17 protein-coding genes are annotated in these 15,945 nt (G+C 68.8%); 5 read left to right on the forward strand and 12 right to left on the reverse strand.

Features of this window, described 5'->3' with window-relative positions; genetic code table 11:
• Positions 1-69 precede the first annotated feature (69 nt).
• The 3 genes from ABIE19_RS14500 to ABIE19_RS14510 all read left to right on the forward strand — a co-directional run bounded on the left by ABIE19_RS14500 (position 70) and on the right by ABIE19_RS14510 (position 3,059).
• Positions 70-2,157 (forward strand): carbon starvation CstA family protein, encoded by a 2,088-nt coding sequence (locus ABIE19_RS14500; protein WP_354089925.1) that lies wholly within the window; start codon positions 70-72, stop codon positions 2,155-2,157.
• A complete protein-coding gene (locus tag ABIE19_RS14505; protein WP_354089926.1) occupies positions 2,150-2,395 on the forward strand; it encodes a YbdD/YjiX family protein in 246 nt (81 codons plus the stop codon). The genes ABIE19_RS14500 and ABIE19_RS14505 overlap by 8 nt, the downstream gene beginning before the upstream one ends.
• 88 nt (positions 2,396-2,483) lie before the next feature.
• Positions 2,484-3,059, forward strand: a complete 576-nt coding sequence (locus tag ABIE19_RS14510; protein ID WP_354089927.1) for an HdeD family acid-resistance protein — start codon at positions 2,484-2,486, stop codon at positions 3,057-3,059.
• Here the strand turns inward: ABIE19_RS14510 and ABIE19_RS14515 are convergent.
• From ABIE19_RS14515 to ABIE19_RS14570, 12 genes are all read right to left on the reverse strand, one after another.
• Entirely contained in the window at positions 3,037-4,503 is a 1,467-nt protein-coding gene (locus ABIE19_RS14515; RefSeq protein WP_354089928.1) for an amidohydrolase family protein, read from the reverse strand. The two genes, ABIE19_RS14510 and ABIE19_RS14515, sit on opposite strands and share 23 nt — an antisense overlap.
• Positions 4,504-4,543: 40 nt before the next feature.
• Positions 4,544-4,957 (reverse strand): DUF1801 domain-containing protein, encoded by a 414-nt coding sequence (locus ABIE19_RS14520; RefSeq protein WP_354089929.1) that lies wholly within the window; start codon positions 4,955-4,957, stop codon positions 4,544-4,546.
• A 13-nt stretch (positions 4,958-4,970) separates the two neighbouring features.
• Positions 4,971-5,357, reverse strand: a complete 387-nt coding sequence (locus ABIE19_RS14525) for a cupin domain-containing protein (RefSeq protein WP_354089930.1) — start codon at positions 5,355-5,357, stop codon at positions 4,971-4,973.
• 7 nt (positions 5,358-5,364) lie between these two features.
• A complete protein-coding gene (locus ABIE19_RS14530) occupies positions 5,365-5,769 on the reverse strand; it encodes a hypothetical protein (RefSeq protein ID WP_354089931.1) in 405 nt (134 codons plus the stop codon).
• A 71-nt stretch (positions 5,770-5,840) separates the two neighbouring features.
• The gene (locus ABIE19_RS14535) at positions 5,841-7,262 is read right to left on the reverse strand and encodes an NAD(P)(+) transhydrogenase (Re/Si-specific) subunit beta (RefSeq protein WP_354089932.1); all 1,422 of its coding nucleotides are present in this window, start codon (positions 7,260-7,262) and stop codon (positions 5,841-5,843) included.
• 40 nt (positions 7,263-7,302) lie between these two features.
• Entirely contained in the window at positions 7,303-7,680 is a 378-nt protein-coding gene (locus ABIE19_RS14540) for a hypothetical protein (protein ID WP_354089933.1), read from the reverse strand.
• Positions 7,681-7,690: 10 nt separating this feature from the next.
• Positions 7,691-7,975, reverse strand: a complete 285-nt coding sequence (locus tag ABIE19_RS14545; protein ID WP_354089934.1) for a hypothetical protein — start codon at positions 7,973-7,975, stop codon at positions 7,691-7,693.
• Complete coding sequence (locus tag ABIE19_RS14550) at positions 7,972-8,298, reverse strand: NAD(P) transhydrogenase subunit alpha part 2 (RefSeq protein WP_354089935.1); 327 nt, start codon at positions 8,296-8,298, stop codon at positions 7,972-7,974. Before ABIE19_RS14550 ends, ABIE19_RS14545 begins: the two co-directional genes overlap by 4 nt.
• Positions 8,299-8,530: 232 nt before the next feature.
• On the reverse strand, positions 8,531-9,664 hold the full coding sequence (locus ABIE19_RS14555) for a Re/Si-specific NAD(P)(+) transhydrogenase subunit alpha (protein WP_354089936.1): 1,134 nt from the start codon (positions 9,662-9,664) through the stop codon (positions 8,531-8,533).
• A 234-nt stretch (positions 9,665-9,898) separates the two neighbouring features.
• Positions 9,899-10,150: an aa3-type cytochrome c oxidase subunit IV gene (locus ABIE19_RS14560; protein WP_354089937.1), complete on the reverse strand. Its 252-nt coding sequence runs from the start codon at positions 10,148-10,150 to the stop codon at positions 9,899-9,901.
• Between the two features lie 74 nt (positions 10,151-10,224).
• Entirely contained in the window at positions 10,225-11,598 is a 1,374-nt protein-coding gene (locus ABIE19_RS14565) for a serine hydrolase domain-containing protein (protein WP_354089938.1), read from the reverse strand.
• Positions 11,599-11,642: 44 nt separating this feature from the next.
• Positions 11,643-13,439 (reverse strand): M3 family oligoendopeptidase, encoded by a 1,797-nt coding sequence (locus ABIE19_RS14570; protein ID WP_354089939.1) that lies wholly within the window; start codon positions 13,437-13,439, stop codon positions 11,643-11,645.
• Between the two features lie 83 nt (positions 13,440-13,522).
• Here ABIE19_RS14570 and ABIE19_RS14575 point away from each other — a divergent pair, with 83 nt between their 5' ends.
• A complete protein-coding gene (locus ABIE19_RS14575; RefSeq protein ID WP_354089940.1) occupies positions 13,523-14,002 on the forward strand; it encodes a DUF1203 domain-containing protein in 480 nt (159 codons plus the stop codon).
• Between the two features lie 58 nt (positions 14,003-14,060).
• The gene (locus ABIE19_RS14580; RefSeq protein WP_354089941.1) at positions 14,061-15,854 is read left to right on the forward strand and encodes a DUF4153 domain-containing protein; all 1,794 of its coding nucleotides are present in this window, start codon (positions 14,061-14,063) and stop codon (positions 15,852-15,854) included.
• Positions 15,855-15,945 lie beyond the last annotated feature (91 nt).

Below are 15,945 nucleotides of genomic sequence, written 5' to 3' on the forward strand. Positions count from 1 at the left end.
GCCGTCGCCGTTTAGGGTCCAGAAAAGGCGAAAGGTCGCGCACAGTCGGCCACGGAGGGACCCTTCGCCATGGGCAAGTTCAAGACGGCGCTGATCTTCGGCGCCATCGCCATACTGGGGGCCGTGTCCCTCGCCGTCATCGCCCTGCACCAGGGCGAGAGCATCAGCGCCGTCTGGATCGTGACGGCGGCCTTGTGCGTCTACGCCATCGCCTATCGCTTCTACGCCCGCTATCTGGCCGGAAAGGTCATGGGGCTGAACGCGAAACGACCCACGCCCGCCGTGCGCCATAACGACGGCCTGGACTATGTGCCGACGCCGAAGAACGTCCTGTTCGGCCACCACTTCGCGGCCATCGCGGGAGCCGGGCCCCTGGTCGGGCCGGTGCTGGCGGCGCAGATGGGCTATCTGCCCGGCGTGCTATGGATCCTGGTCGGCGCCGTGATCGCGGGGGCGGTGCAGGACATGATGGTCCTGTTCATGTCCACCCGCCGCGACGGCCGGTCGCTGGGCGACATGATCAGAACCGAGATGGGCCCTATACCCGGCGTCATCGCCCAGGTCGGGGTCCTGATGATCATGGTCATCATCCTGGCCGTTCTGGCCCTGGTCGTGGTCAAGGCCCTGGCCGAGAGCCCGTGGGGAACCTTCACCGTCGCGGCCACCATCCCCATCGCCGTCTTCATGGGCCTGTACACCCGCTATCTACGGCCCGGCCGCGTGGGCGAGGTTTCGGTGATCGGCGTGGTTCTGCTGATCCTGGCCATCATCGGCGGTGGCCATATCGCCGCTGACCCGTTCTGGGGTCCCGCCTTCACCCTGTCGGGCACCACCCTGGCCCTGGCCATGATGGCCTATGGCTTCGTCGCCTCGGTTATTCCGGTCTGGCTGTTGCTGGCGCCGCGCGACTACCTGTCCACCTTCCTGAAGATCGGCGCCATCCTGGCCCTGGCCGTCGGCATCCTGATCGTGCGCCCGCACGTGCAGATGCCCGCCCTGACGCCCTTCATCGACGGGACCGGCCCGGTCTTCTCCGGCGCCCTCTTCCCCTTCCTGTTCATCACCATCGCCTGCGGGGCCGTGTCCGGCTTCCACGCCCTGATCTCGTCCGGCACCACGCCCAAGCTGCTGGAGAACGAAAATCAGATCCCGATGATCGGCTACGGCGCCATGCTGTGCGAAAGCTTCGTCGCCGTCATGGCCCTGATCGCCGCCACCGTGCTGGACCCGGCCGTCTACTTCGCCATGAACAGCCCCGTCAGCGTCATCGGCGACAATGCGGCCTCGGCCGCCGCCGCCGTGGCCCAGTGGGGCTTCCACATCACCCCGGCCGAGCTGGAGCAACTGGCCCGCGACGTGGGCGAACACTCCATCCTGTCGCGCGCGGGCGGCGCCCCGACCCTGGCCGTCGGCATGGCCCACATCCTGTCCGGCGTCATCGGCGGCAAGGCCATGATGGCCTTCTGGTATCACTTCGCCATCCTGTTCGAGGCCCTGTTCATCCTGACCACGGTCGACGCCGGCACCCGCGTCTGCCGCTTCATGATCCAGGACCTGCTGGGCATGGCCGTGCCCAAGATGCGTCAGACCCAGTCCTGGACCGGCAATGTCGTGGCCACGGCCCTGACGGTCAGCCTGTGGGGCTATTTCCTCTATACCGGCGTGGTCGATCCCCTGGGCGGGATCAACAGCCTGTGGCCCCTGTTCGGCATCGCCAACCAGATGCTGGCCGCCTGCGCCCTGGTCCTGGGCACGGTCGTCCTGTTCAAGATGAAGCGGCAGAGGTTCGCCTGGGCCACGGCGGTTCCGGCGGTCTGGCTGCTGATCTGCACCGTCACCGCAGGCCTGCAGAAGCTGTTCCACACCGACGTGAAGATCGGCTTCCTGGCCCATGCCCGGAAGTATCAGGACGCCCTGGCCGCCGGCGACATCCTGGCCCCGGCCAAGTCCCTGGGCGACATGCATCGGGTCATCGTCAACGACTACGTCAACTCGGCCCTGACGGCGGGCTTCCTGTTCGTGGTGGCGACAGTCCTGGTCTATGGCGTCGGCGCCTGTCTGAAGGCCATGAAGAGCGACCAGCCCACCGTGGTCGAAACCCCGGCCGAGCACGAGCTGACCCTGGCCGACGAAGCCATGGACGCGGCCCGTGCCTAGGCCCGCATCCCCGAGCGGCGGCGCGGACCTGTTCTGCGCCTGCCGCGACGCCCTGACCCGCTGGGGCCGGGACGCCCGGCGCACGGCCGGGCTGATGGTGGGCCAGCCGGACTATGACGCCTATGTCGCCCATGCGGCGGCGACCCATCCCGACCAGGCGCCCCTGGACCGCACCGCCTTCTTCCGCCTGCACGAGCAAAGGCGGTTCGGCGGGGCGGGCGGGTTCCGCTGCTGCTGACGACGGTTCGGCGAGCGGCGGAACCTCCGACCCGGCGCCGACGTTCCACGAAGCGTGGCCTTACGCCCTCGCTGAAGGATCGCCGTCCATGTCCACGCCTCATGTCGCGCCTTCGCTGGAAGGCCTCGTCCGTTCCGCGCTTCATCGGTCCTGGTGGCTGTTGCTGCTGCGCGGGATCGCCGCCGTCGCCTTCGGCGCCCTGACCTTCGTCTGGCCGCAGATCAGCCTGCTGACCCTGATCCTGGTCTATGGGATCTACGCCGTGGCGGACGGGGTCCTGGCCCTGATCGCCGCCGTCCGGGGCGGCGGCTTCGCCCCGCGCTGGTGGCTGGCCCTGGGCGGCGTGGTCAGCATCCTGGCCGGCGTCCTGGCCTTCGCCCTGCCTGGCCTGACCGCCCTGGTCCTGGTCTATCTGATCGGCTTCTGGTCGATCATGCGCGGCGTGCTGGAAATCATCGGCGCCGTCCGCCTGAGGAAGGAGATCGCCAACGAGTGGTCCCTGGGCGCGGCCGGCGCACTTTCGGTGATCCTGGGTCTGATCCTGGTCTTCATGCCGGGCGCGGGCGCCATGGGTCTGCTTTGGCTGATCGCGGCCTGGGCCGTTCTGTTCGGCCTACTGCTGATCTGGGTCGCCTTCCGGGTCAGGAAGCTGGCGAAGGCCTGAAGTCCGCGTTGCGAGCGACGACGCGAGCGCGGATTTCGCCGCGCATCCGCTCCAGGTCCTCGGCCGTGATCAGACGGCCGCGCAGCACCACGTCGGCGATACGCCGGGTCGCGCCCGCGTCCTCCAGCGGATTCGCCTCCAGCACCAGCAGGTCCGCCGACTTGCCCGCCGCCACGGCGCCGTAGCGTTCGCCCTGGTTCAGGAAGCGCGGCCCGTCCACGACCGAGCCCATCAGGGCTTCGCGCGGGGTCAGGCCCAGTTTGACGTAGAGCTCCAACTCGTCGTGCAGCGAGAAGCCCGGATAGTTGAACGAGTTGAGGAAGCCCGCGTCCGTCCCCGTCAGGATGGTCACGCCCGCGTCGCGCAGCATGGGCAGGGTGCGGGACGTCACCTCCTTGACGAAATGCCGGTCCTCGACCTGCTGCGGCGTGGCCTGGGCCGCGCGCTGGATGCGCCAGTCATAGGTGGCGCGCATGCCCGGCCCGACATAGGCCAGCCCCTCGTCGTGGGAGTGGTCGTCCAGGTCCAGGTTGGCCAGGGTGGTCGAGCCGTAGAGGGTCGGCGACACCGCCGTGCCCAGTTCCCGCAACCGGGCGTACACCCGCCGCGCCGTCTCGACGTCGAAGGTGTCCGCGTACCGCCGCATGGTCTGGGCGTAGGTGTATTTGCCGGCCAGATAGTCGGCGGCGATGGCGGCCTCGTCGCGCGAGCCCGCCTTCATGGCGTAGTCCAGATGCTCAATCGAGGACAGGCCCGCCTCGGCGGCCTCCAGCACGGTGATGCTGGCCGGGATATGGGCCGAGGTCTTCATGCCCCGCTTCTTCGCCTCGCGCACGGCGTAGAGGAAGAGCTCGGGCTTCAGGGTGTTGTCGGTGATCTTGACGAAGTCGACGCGCAGAGCCTGCAGCCGGTCCAGCGCCGCGTCCACGTCCGCCTCGCTGCCGGTCTCGATCACGCCCTTCCAGACGGGGGCTATGCCCTCGATCTTGGGACCGGAGGTGAAGATGCGGGGGCTGTCGGGCGTCGGCGGGGCGTCGCGCCAGTCCAGCACCTGCTGCGCCAAGTCGCCCGCCGCGTCGCGCACCGCCACCACGCCGTTGACGACGAACAGGGGCATCAGCTCGGCGTTCTCCTCGATCAGGAGCGCGCCCCCGCCGAAGTGGACGTGCATGTCCCAAAGGCCCGGCATGACGTAGCGGTCGCCCAGGTCGGCCGTCCGCGTCGCACGATAGCGGCTCGCCTCTCCCTCCGGAGCCACGGCCACGATGTCGCCGCCGCGCACGGCCACCAGTTGATCCCGCGTCGTCGTCCCCTTCTCGACATCGACCACCGTGGCCGAGGTCAACAGCAGGTCCACGGGCTGGACCGGGGTTTCCGCGGCGGCCAGGGGCGCCATGGCGCAGGCGGCGGACAGGGCGATGGCGGCGATCAACAGGTTACGCATGGTCAATCGCTATACGCCTCCGCGCGCCCTCGACAAGCGGTCAGGGATGGCGACGGTCCATCTCGTCCCGGCTGGCGACGCACAGGTCGCGCAGGACGCCCATGTCCACCTGGTCCAGACGCTTGATGTAGAGACAGGCCACGCTGGTCGTGTGCGGCCCCAGGCGCGCCAGCATGGCCTCCGTCTCCGGCGTCGAGGCCAGATAGAGGGTCAGAGCCGCCTTGCGCGGCGAAAAGCCCATGCGCGGCCAGTCGGCGGGCTTCTTGGTCGAGTTGACGTAGGTGTAACGGCCGAAGCCGACGATGGACGGCCCCCACATGACCGGCGCCTCGCCCGTCACCTCCTGCATCAGGTCGCACAGGATACGGCCTTCCTCGCGTCGCCGCGCCGGTTCGGCGGCGGCCAGGAAATCCTCGACCGAGGCGTCGGTCGGCTGGGTCTTGGGTTCAGACATGGCGCCTCTCCCTTCAGGACAGGCCGTCATCCTGCATCGGACCGATCCGTCCCGCCAGACACCAGTCGCCCAGAGGTCTGATCCGCAACCAGCCGCCGGCGGGGATGCGCGCCCAGGCGCCGGACCCGGCCTCGATCGTCGAATGGCGCACGCCTGTCTCGGTCGCCGTCTCCAGCGCCAGGGCGGCGCCCATATAGGCGGTCCACAACTCCTCGACCTCGACCGCGCGCCAGTCTTCGGCCGCCTCGTGCGTCAGCAATCGATAGGCGCTGACCCTCTCGCCCGGCGCTGGAACGGCCCCGACCTCGCCCATCACCCGGCCCCAGCCGCCGCCGGACAGACGGGCCAGCGACAGGTTGCCGACCACTTCCTCCAGGGTGAAATCCGTCTCGCCTTGCATCCGTCCGCTAATGGGCCGCTTCGCCCGATGCGTCCATGCGTGGGAAGGGCGATCGTTCCGGCGCCGGCCGCCACTGGCCGTTCTCGAAGATGAAGTCGCCGCCGCCGCGCCAGGGAACGCGGCTCAACCCTCCGGTCAGGCCGTAGCCGACGACGACATAGCGGACACCGGGCTTGAGCGGCGCGGCGGGCACGTCCGTGCCGAACCCCTCGGGCGCCTGGCCGTAGACGACCTGTTTCAGCGCGCGACAGTCGCGCCCACGCGCGCTGATGGTCCAGACCGGGCGCATCATGGCGTTGGACGTCTCATGTACGGCCAGGCCGCCGACGCAGGCCTTCTCGGGGTTCGCAGGGTCGACGCCGAAGGTCGCTACCGGCTGCTCCAGCCCTCCGCTGATATGGACCTGAATCATGGCCGAACAGGCCGCGACCGACGCCGCGGACAGCAGGACAAGACCGAGGCTCCGAGACCTGCCCACTGCACTCACAGCGCCTTCACGATCCCTTCGACCATCTTCTTGGCGTCGGCGAACAGCATCATGGTGTTGTCGCGGAAGAAGAGCTCGTTCTCGACGCCGGCGTAGCCCGCCGCCATGCCGCGCTTGATGAAGAGGACCGTGCCCGCCTTCTCCACGTCCAGAACCGGCATGCCGTAGATGGGCGACTGCGGGTCGGTCTTGGCGGCCGGGTTGGTCACGTCGTTGGCGCCGATGACGAAGGCCACGTCGGCGGTCGAGAACTCGGAGTTGATGTCCTCCAGCTCGAACACCTCGTCATAGGGGACGTTGGCCTCCGCCAGCAGGACGTTCATGTGGCCCGGCATCCGGCCCGCGACGGGGTGGATGGCGTACTTCACCTCAACGCCCTCTTCCTTCAGCTTGTCGGCCATTTCGCGCAGGGCGTGCTGGGCCTGGGCCACAGCCATGCCGTAGCCCGGGACGATGATGACCTTCGACGCATTCTTCATGATGAAGGCCGCGTCCTCGGCCGAGCCCTGCTTGACCGGGCGCGTCTCGACCGCGCCGCCGCCAGCGCCCGCCGCCGCGTCCCCGCCGCCGAAGCCGCCCAGGATGACGCTGACGAAGCTGCGGTTCATGCCCTTGCACATGATGTAGCTGAGGATGGCCCCGGACGACCCGACCAGGGCGCCCGTGATGATCAGGGCGATGTTCTCCAGCGTGAAGCCGAGCGCCGCCGCGGCCCAGCCGGAGTAGGAGTTCAGCATGGACACCACGACGGGCATGTCCGCCCCGCCGATGGGGATGATCAGGGTCGCGCCCAGGATCAGGCTGAGGGCGAAGACGGCCCAGAAGGCCCAGGTCGCCGTGCCGCCGGTGCCGATCAGGATGCCGATCAGGAAGACCAGGGCCAGGGCCAGGCCGATGTTGATCAGGTGACGGGCGGGCAGAAGGATGGGCGCCCCGCTCATTCGGCCGTCCAGCTTGGCGAAGGCGATGACCGAGCCGGTGAAGGTGATGGCGCCGATGGCCACGCCCAGCGACAGTTCGACGATCGACAGGGTCTTGATGCCTCCGCTCGCCGTCATGATGCCGAAGGCGTCAGGGGCGTAGACGGCGCCCACCGCCACCAGACAGGCGGCCAGACCGACCAGGGAGTGGAAGGCCGCGACCAGTTGCGGCATGGCCGTCATCGGCACCCGGTTGGCGATCACGGCGCCGACGCCGCCGCCGACCAGCACGCCGCCCGCGATCAGGGCCAGGGTCAGCGGATCCAGCGCGCCGGACGTCCCCAGGGTCAGCAGGGTGACGCCGACGGCCAGGGCCATGCCGATCATGCCCAGGGTGTTGCCCCTGCGGCTGGTCTCCGGGCTGGACAGCCCCCGCAGAGAGAGGATGAACAGGACCCCGGCCGCCAGATAGGCCAATGCGGCTATGGATGCGTTCATCGTCTCCCCTCCCCCGGGGTTCGGTCAGTTTTGGTTGGTGTCAGAAAACATTGACGACGGCCGGCGTGGCGTCGCGCGATCCGGCGGCCGTCGCCTTGCCGTTCTTGACGACGGCGACGCCCACCGGGCCTTCGCCGCCGGTCTTGGTCAGGCGGCAGCTGCCGTTGTCGCCCGGCAGGCGGCCCGCCATGTGGCCCGAACCCGTGTGGTTGATGCGGTTCATGTGGATGCCGCGCACGGTGACGGGCGCGAAGCCGCACTCCAGCGCCCAGGTCGCGCCCTGAGGCGCGGCGACCGACCAGTGCAGGCCGCCATAGGGGTTCTTGCCCACTTCCTGGGTCTGTCGGGCCGAGGCGGCGCCGACCGATGCGACGACGGCCAGACTCAGGACGGAAGCGAAAATCAGCGAGGTCTTCATACGGTTACTCTTATCGTTTGCTCAGATTCTGGGTGCGGGACAGCCGCCACAGGGCGGCGGCGATGAACAGCGGCCCCAGCACTATCATGGCCCAGTCGAAGACGGTCATCTCCCGATCCTGGATCACGATCCGGGTCAGGACGGCGGAAAAGACCAGCACCACGCCGCAGTCCTGGAACCGCAGACGGCCGATCGGGTCCTTGACCCTGACCCAGCTCCAGATCCACAGGGCGACGCCCAGGCCGGTGACGGCCCAGGAGACGTAGAAGGCGAACAGGACAGGCGAGAAGATCACGAGGCCTTGGGCCTTTCCTTCTTCTTGTACATGGCCAGCATCCGCCGCGTGACCATGAAGCCGCCGAAGATGTTGACGCTGGCCAGGGTCACAGCGGCCACGCCCGCCCCCTTGGCGATCCAGGCGTTCGGCCCGCCCGCCTGGGCGCTCATGGCCGCGGCGGCGATCAGGCCGCCGACGACGATAACGCTGGAAATGGCGTTGGTCACGGCCATCAGGGGCGTGTGCAGGGCCGGCGTCACGCTCCAGACGACGTAGTAGCCGACGAAGATCGCCAGGACGAAGATCGCCAGACGAAAGACAGTGGGATCGACGTGTTCCATGATCAGACCCTTTGCTCCAGTCGAGCATCAATGCTGATGAGCACTCTCAGGAAACCACCGTTGAGCACGCTTCCGAAAAAGATCGGAGCAATGTTCGTGAGCCCCCTGCCAAACGCTTGACCAGAACTATCCTCCACGAAGCCCACTCCCAACGCAAAGACGCAGAAAATAGGACCGCCAAAAATCGCGACCATCGAGAAGACCGACAGCGCGTTTCGTAGACGAAGAGGAATCATCCCTTCACGCCCTCATGCACGACGGCCCCGCCGTGCGTCACGACGGCGGCCTTGAGGATTTCCTCGTCCAGGTCCACCGCCAGGGCGCCGTCCTTGATCATCAGGCCCAGGAAGGCGACCAGGTTGCGGGCGTAGAGGGCGCTGGCGTCGGCGGCGATCCGGCCGGGCAGGTTGGTCCAGCCGACGATCTGCACGCCGCCGGCCGTCGTAACGACCTCATTCGCCTTGGATCCCTCGACATTGCCGCCCGCCTCGACCGCCAGGTCGACGATGACCGAACCCGGCTTCATCGAGGCCGCCTGCTCGGCGCTGACCAGCACCGGCGCCGCGCGGCCGGGGATCAGGGCCGTGGTGATGACGATGTCCTGCTTCCTGATGTGTTCGCCGGTCAGGACGGCCTGCTTGGCCTGATACTCCGCCGACATGGGCTTGGCGTAGCCGCCCGCCGTCTGGGCGTTCCTGAACTCTTCGTCCTCGACAGCCAGGAACTTGGCGCCCAGGCTTTCAACCTGTTCCTTGGTGGCCGGGCGCACGTCGGTGGCGGTGACCACCGCGCCGAGACGCCGCGCCGTGGCGATGGCCTGCAGGCCCGCCACGCCCACGCCCATGACGAAGACCTTGGCCGGGGCGACCGTGCCCGCCGCCGTCATCATCATCGGGAAGCCCTTGCCGTAGGCGTAGGCCGCCTCGATCACCGCGCGATAGCCCGCCAGATTGGCCTGGGACGACAGGACGTCCATGACCTGGGCGCGGGTGATGCGCGGCACGAATTCCATGGCGAAGGCGGTGGCGCCCGCCGCCTTCAACGCTTCGACCCCAGCCTTCTCGCGATAGGCGTCCAGCATGGCCGCCACCACGGCGCCGGGCTTGAGCGCGCTGATCTCGGCCGCCGTCGGGCCGCGAACCTTCAGCAGGACGTCCGCCCCCGCCAGGACCGTCGCCAGGTCGGGCCGGACCGTCGCCCCGGCCGCCGCATAGTCGTCATCGGGAATGGAGGAGCCCAGGCCGGTCCCGGCCTCGACCGAGACGGTCGCGCCCAGGGCGATCAGCTTCTTCACCGTTTCGGGCGTTACGGCGCAGCGCGTTTCGCCTTCACGGCGTTCGCGGGTCACGGCGATGGCGACAGCCAAGCGAATCCCTCCCTGGTCCCCTAGGTCCGGAGAACGTTAGGACGGGAAGGAAGGGTTCGTCAAAACCGAAAATGCTGCAAATGCGTAATTATCTTGCGCGCAGCGCACAATGAAGGACCGCACTCGGTCAAATCTTGCGCATCACCCTGCGTAAGCATGAAAGAAAAAGCCCGCCAGACAGGGCGTCCGGCGGGCTTCCGATTTCTATCTTCGTCGCCGAGGCGGCTGCGCGGCTCAGTGCTGGCCGGGCTTGGTGCGCAGGACGAAGAAGCCCGCGACATAGAGGACGACCGCGCTGATCAGGCCGGCGATGAAGCCGGCGCCGACCGCGAACCAGACCGTCAGCAGCAGGAGCACGGCCGCCGTGGCCAGCGAACCCCACTTGGCCAGGAACATGAACAGATGCCAGGTCGAGACCTGTTCCGAGATCTCCATCGAGCCGTGGACGTAGTCTTGCGAGGCGGTGTCGGCGTGCGGGTCGGCCATGGCGGTCTTCCGGAAAAGAGTCGAGATTTCGGCAGGCTTTATAACGGTCAGGGCGGAACGCTCAAGGGGCGGGCTCAATCAAGCGTCGCCAGGACCTCGCGCGTGAAGGCGGCGATGTCGAAGCCCTTGCCCGCCGGGTCCTCTCCGCGACGGACGACGACGACCTGTCGGCTGGGCACGATCACCACATACTGGCCCCGGTTTCCAAAGGCGGCGAAGGCGTCGGCGGGCACGCCTTCCGAGCGGTCCATGATCCAGAAGGTCGCGCCGTAGCCGAAGTCGCCGGTCGGCGGCTGCGGCCCCGTCGGCGCCGAGACGAAGGCGCGCCAGCCTTCGGGCAGGATGCGCTCCCCTTCCCATATCCCGTCCTGGACATAGAGCTGGCCGAAGCGGGCCAGGTCGCGCGCCGTCGTCCAGACCTGGCTCGACAGGATGTAGTTCCCGCGCCAGTCCGTCTCGGCCCAGGTATGGGTCATGCCCAGGCGGTCGAAGAGTTCGGCAGGCGGATGGGCGGCGAAGGTCGGCGCAATCGCCATGACGGCCAGCAGGGTGTCGTTGTTGGCGTAGCGATAGACGGTCCCGACCGGCGCCAGCAGGGGCCAGCCCGGCGCCTGCTCGTCCACGGCCGTGCCGCCGAAATAGAGGGCGTCGGTGCGATTACCCGCCGTGTCGCTGGTCAGGCCGGACGACATCCGCATCAGGGCCTCCAGCGTGATCGCGGCGCGCGGATCGCCCGGTCGCCGCCAGTCGGGGACGGCCGCCGGCGCCTTGACGTCGACCTCGCCGCGCTGGACGGCGGCGCCGATCAGGGTTCCCGCCAAGCTCTTGGCCACGGACCAGGTGCGCTGGGGCGTGTTCGGCCCGAAACCGGGCGCATAGGTCTCGGCGACCAGGCGACCGTTCTGCAGGACGACGACGGCCGTGGTGTTGGTTCCGGCCCCGAACCCCTGGGCCAGGGCCCGGTCCAGCGTCGCCTTCAGAGCCGCCGCATCCCCCTGAACCGGTCCGCTCGGCAGGTCCGGCGCCGAGGTCCGTCGCGCCAGGGGCGCGCGCGTCGTCCCCTGTCCGGCGACATGACCCATGGGTTCGATCACGCAGCCGCGTCCCTCGGTCCAGGTGGCGACACGGGGCGGCGCCGCCTCGTCCCAGGCGACGGAAACGAGGTCCCCCTTCATCTCCGCCTTCATGGTCCCGACCAGGGACTGCAACTCGGGGTAGACGCCGACCAGTTCGTTCGCCTCCACGCTTTGCGGCGTCCGCTCCGCGCCGGCGGCGCGCGCCGTGTGGAGGGCGCTGCAGAGCGTCAGGACCTTGTAGCCCGCCGCCAGGGCGCGGTGCTGGGCCGTGGGCTGTTGCGCAGGAACCTGAGACGGGGCTTGAGCGAGCCCCGCCGTCGGCAGGGTCAGCAGGAGAGCGGCGGCGGAGGCGGTGCGGAACGCTTTGAACATCCCGCCACGCTTTACGCCCGGACCGCCCCTGTCAACGGCCCGGCTCAGCCCAGGGCTTCGAAGCGATCCACCAGACCTTCCAGCCGCTTGGTCCCGATGGTCCAGAAGGCCGGATCGCGCGGGTTCAGGCCAAAGGGCTTCAGCGCCTCGACATAGGTGCGCGCGCCACCGCCCGACAGCAGATCGCGATACAGGGGCGTGCAGCCCGCCGGATCCTTGGCCCGCGTCTCCATCAAGGCCGCGACCAGCAGGTCGCCGAAGGCGTAGGCGTAGACATAGAAGGGCGAGTGGACGAAGTGGCCGACATAGGTCCACCAGTCCTCATAACCGGCCAGGTCGACCGCCGGCCCCAGGCTGGCCGTCAGTTCGTCCATCCAGATTTCGCGGATACGCTCGACGGGGACTTCGCCCGCCGCGCGCTCGTCGTGGAAACGGGTCTCGAAGCGATGGAAGGCGATCTGGCGCACCACCGTGTTCAGCCCGTCCTCGATCCGTCCGGCCAGGAGCGCGCGCTGATCCTCGGGCGTCGCCTCGGACAGCAGCCGGTCGAAGGTCAGGCCCTCGGCGAAGATGGAGGCGGTTTCCGCCAGGGTCAGGGGCGTGTCGGCCAGCAGAGAGCCCTGCCCCGCCGCCAGGGTCTGGTGCACGCCGTGGCCCAGTTCGTGGGCCAGGGTCAGGACGTCGCGCCGGTCGCCCATCCAGTTCAGGAAGACATAGGGGTGCCGATCCGCCGTCACCGGGTGGGCGTAGGCGCCGGACTGCTTGCCCGCGCGCGCCTGGGCGTCGATCCACGGCCGGTCGAAGAACCAGCCCGCCCGTTCGGCGAAGTCGCCGCCCAGGTCGGTGAAGCTGGCCAGGACGACCTCGCGGCCTTCCTTCCAGTCATAACGGCGCGCCGGCGTCGCCTCGATCGGGGCGTTGCGGTCCCAATGGGCCAGACGCGTCTTGCCCATGGCCTTCGCCTTCAGGGCGTAATAGCGGTGCGAGATGCGGGGATAGGCGGCGGCCACGGCCTCGGCCATGGCGTCCACGCTTTCACCGTCCACTTCGTTGCCCAGGTGGCGGCTGTCGGCGGGGCGGGCGAAACCGCGCCGCCTGTCTTCCAGCGCCTTGTCGGCCGCGACGGTGTTCAGGACCATGGCCATGGTCCGCGCCTGGGCGGAGAAGGGCTGGGACAGGCCCACGGCCGCCGCCTTGCGCGTGCCGCCGTCGGCGTCGGTCAGACGGTTCAGCCCCTCGGCCAGGGTCAGGCTGTCGTCGCCCGCTTCGGCCCGCAAGGCGGCCAGGGTCTCGTCGAACAGGCGGGGCCATTGGGCCTGGATCGGACCGCGTTCGGCGATGAAGGTCTCAAGCTCTTCCGACAGTTCGTGCGGCTTCATGGCCCGAACCCGGCGCAGCCAGGGCGTCCAGCGCGCGGCGGCGGGATGCGCCTTCAAGGCGGCTTCGACCTCGGCCTCTTCCAGTTGGTTGATCTCCAGGGTCAGCCAGACGGTCGGCGTGGCGATGACCGTCATCTTCTCGCGAACATTGGCCTCGAAGCCCTGAGCGGCCGCGTCGTCGCGCGCCGTGGACGCCGCCAGGAAGGCGTAGGCGCCCAGGCCGCCCATGACGTCCGCCGCCTGTTCATAAAGATCGATCGCCTGATCCAGGGCCGCGCCCAGGGCCGCCGCATCACCCCTCTGTCCGACCAGCCGCCCCTGGAAGGCGTTCATCCGCCCGACCAGATCGCGCGCCTTTTCCAGATCGGCGTCGATCCGCGCGTCCTCGCGCGAGGCGTAGAGGTCTGACAGGTCCCACAGGGGGGCGTCGGCGAAGTCGGTCGTCTTGACGGGCGCGTTCATGCCTCTGTTGTGGGGACGCCGCGTCGAGGACGCAACGTCCGAAAGACGCCAGACATGTCTCGGCGGCCGCGCCATGACGGCGCATGACCTTCCGCATCACCCCCTTGCCGCTCTCTTCCTTCCAGTCCTGGCTCGCCCTGGACGACGCCGCGCTGGCGGAACGCGGGGCCCGCCGCATGTTCGCGCAGACGCCGAACAGCGCGCCCTGCCGCGTCTCCCTGATCGACGCCGAACCGGGGGAAGGTCTGATCCTGCTGAACCACGCCCACGTGACGGCGGCGACATCTCCCTTTCGCGCGACCGGCCCGATCTTCGTTCGTGAAAACGCCGTCGAGGCCGCGCCCGCTGTCGGCGTTCTGCCCGCCCTGTTGCAGATTCGCCTGCTGTCCCTGCGCGCCTATGATCGCGACTGGATGATGACGGACGCCGAAGTGGTCGAAGGCGCCGCAGCCGCAACCTGGCTCGACGAGCGGTTGGCCGATCCCCTGATCCAGACCATCCACATCCATGCCGCCAGAAGAGGCTGCTATCTGGCGGCGGCTTCGCGTCCTGCATCGGACTGAGACTTCACATCGCGGTCGCCCCGGTCCAACCTGCGCTCGCAGCCTTTGGGACCACGCCATGACCGACCCGTTCCACGATCTGACCGGCCGGACCTCGCTCCAGGGCGCCAAGGGACTGGCGGCGGCGCGCATCGTCGCGGGCTTGGTCCAGGGGCTCCTGCTTTATCTGCTCTACAGCGCCGCCTCGCCCTCCGACGCCCTGAGTTGGCCGGCGACCCAACCGCCGCTGTTCGGCGGCCTGCTGCTGGCCTGCGGCTTCACGCCGGTCATGCTGTTGGCGGGGATCGGACGGCTGCCGCTTCGCTTCCTGGCGCTCTGGGCGGTCGTCGCGGCGGCGGTCCTGGCCCTGTTGGGATGGCACGACGTGGCGCGGCAGGCGCGAGACTACGGCTTTCATCCGCCCTTCCTGACCTTTCCCGCCCTAGCCTTCTCGGCAGCGGCCCTGTTCATCGCCCATCACCTGATCGTTCCGGCGGTCGCGGCGCGGCGCTGGATCGCGGACTTCGACGACTATTTCGACACGGCATGGAAGGCGGGCGTCCAGTTGGCCCTGTCCCTGGGTTTCACCGGCGCCTTCTGGCTGCTGCTGCATCTGGGCGCGGCCCTGTTCAAGGTCATCGGCCTGGGCTTCCTGGAGGATCTGATCACCGAGGAATGGTTCGCCATCCCCGTCACCTGCCTGGTCTTCGCCGTCGCCGTGCAACTGACGGACGTGCGCGGCGGCCTGATCCGGGGCGTGCGGACCGTGGCCCTGATGCTGCTGTCCTGGCTGTTGCCGGTCATCGCCGTCCTGGCCGCCGGCTTCCTGATCGCCCTGCCCTTCACCGGCTTTGAAGGCCTATGGCGGACCGGCAGCGCGACCGCCCTGGTCCTGTCGACGGCCGCCGCCCTGATCATCCTGATCAACGCCTGTTACCAGGACGGACGTGAAGACAATCTGCCGCCGGTCGTCCTGCGGCTGGCGGCCCGGGTCGCGGCCGTCCTGCTGACGCCCCTGGTCCTGATCGCGATCTGGGGGCTTTCCTTACGCATCGGTCAGCACGGCCTGACGCCGGACCGCATCATCGCCTCGGCCTGCGCCCTGATCGGCGTGGTCTACGCCCTGGGCTACGGCTGGGCGGCCCTGAGTCCCTTCTGGCGCAAGACCGCCTGGATGAAGCCGCTGGAGCGGACCAATGTGGCGGCGGCGGTCCTCAGCGTCCTGGTCGTCCTGTCCCTGTTCAGCCCCCTGCTGGACCCCGCCCGCCTGTCGGTGAACGATCAGACCGCCCGGCTGAAGCGCGGCGCCGTCAGCCCCGCCGACTTCGACTACGCCTTCCTGAAGTTCGAGGCCGGCGTCGTCGGACGCGACGCCCTGCTGGACCTGACCCGATCGCCGAACGCGGAGATCGCGCGCCGGGCGAAACAGACGCGTGCGGCCGAGTCTCGCTATGATGTCGAAAGAGCCGCCGTCCCGCCGCGCAAGCCGACCATCGAGGCCTGGCCCGCCGGAACCATCCTGCCCGCCGGGTTCGACGCCCCCATACCCGGCGACGACCCTCGCTACGCCTGCGGCCGGTCGGACGGCTGCGTCGCCGTGCTGCGCGACCTGAACGGCGACGGGCGCGAGGAGGTCCTGATGGCGACCCGCTTCAACATCGCCCTGTTCGCGCTCGACGCGGATGGACGGTGGAGGCATCGCGGCGACTATAATATCCGGCCCTGCCCCGGCCTGCCCGGCGGGGATTTCCGCGAACTGCTGAAATCATCGGACCTGGCCCCGGTCGCTGCGCCCTGGCCGGACCTGAATCTGGGCGGCCGGACGGCCCGCATGACCCCGCAGGAGACCTGCCCGACGCCGCCCGTTCGTTAACCCCTGACTCAGTTCTCTGAAACCCGATCTTCACCCCCTGCCTTATATGGTCGTCATGAAACGAGCCGCTCCCGCACAATGAGGACGGCCG

The organism is Brevundimonas faecalis, from assembly GCF_040549405.1.
In the GTDB taxonomy this organism is placed as follows: Bacteria; Pseudomonadota; Alphaproteobacteria; order Caulobacterales; family Caulobacteraceae; genus Brevundimonas; species Brevundimonas faecalis.

Bases quoted from the DNA above. Each gene is read 5' to 3' on its own strand.
- ABIE19_RS14500 (WP_354089925.1), top strand. From the start codon at position 70: ATGGGCAAGTTCAAGACGGCGCTGATCTTCGGCGCCATCGCCATACTG.
- ABIE19_RS14510 (WP_354089927.1), top strand. From the start codon at position 2,484: ATGTCCACGCCTCATGTCGCGCCTTCGCTGGAAGGCCTCGTCCGTTCC.
- ABIE19_RS14520 (WP_354089929.1), bottom strand. From the start codon at position 4,957: ATGTCTGAACCCAAGACCCAGCCGACCGACGCCTCGGTCGAGGATTTC.
- ABIE19_RS14580 (WP_354089941.1), top strand. From the start codon at position 14,061: ATGACCGACCCGTTCCACGATCTGACCGGCCGGACCTCGCTCCAGGGC.
- ABIE19_RS14540 (WP_354089933.1), bottom strand. From the start codon at position 7,680: ATGAAGACCTCGCTGATTTTCGCTTCCGTCCTGAGTCTGGCCGTCGTC.
- ABIE19_RS14525 (WP_354089930.1), bottom strand. From the start codon at position 5,357: ATGCAAGGCGAGACGGATTTCACCCTGGAGGAAGTGGTCGGCAACCTG.
- ABIE19_RS14530 (WP_354089931.1), bottom strand. From the start codon at position 5,769: ATGATTCAGGTCCATATCAGCGGAGGGCTGGAGCAGCCGGTAGCGACC.
- ABIE19_RS14560 (WP_354089937.1), bottom strand. From the start codon at position 10,150: ATGGCCGACCCGCACGCCGACACCGCCTCGCAAGACTACGTCCACGGC.
- ABIE19_RS14565 (WP_354089938.1), bottom strand. From the start codon at position 11,598: ATGTTCAAAGCGTTCCGCACCGCCTCCGCCGCCGCTCTCCTGCTGACC.
- ABIE19_RS14575 (WP_354089940.1), top strand. From the start codon at position 13,523: ATGACCTTCCGCATCACCCCCTTGCCGCTCTCTTCCTTCCAGTCCTGG.
- ABIE19_RS14535 (WP_354089932.1), bottom strand. From the start codon at position 7,262: ATGAACGCATCCATAGCCGCATTGGCCTATCTGGCGGCCGGGGTCCTG.
- ABIE19_RS14515 (WP_354089928.1), bottom strand. From the start codon at position 4,503: ATGCGTAACCTGTTGATCGCCGCCATCGCCCTGTCCGCCGCCTGCGCC.
- ABIE19_RS14550 (WP_354089935.1), bottom strand. From the start codon at position 8,298: ATGGAACACGTCGATCCCACTGTCTTTCGTCTGGCGATCTTCGTCCTG.
- ABIE19_RS14570 (WP_354089939.1), bottom strand. From the start codon at position 13,439: ATGAACGCGCCCGTCAAGACGACCGACTTCGCCGACGCCCCCCTGTGG.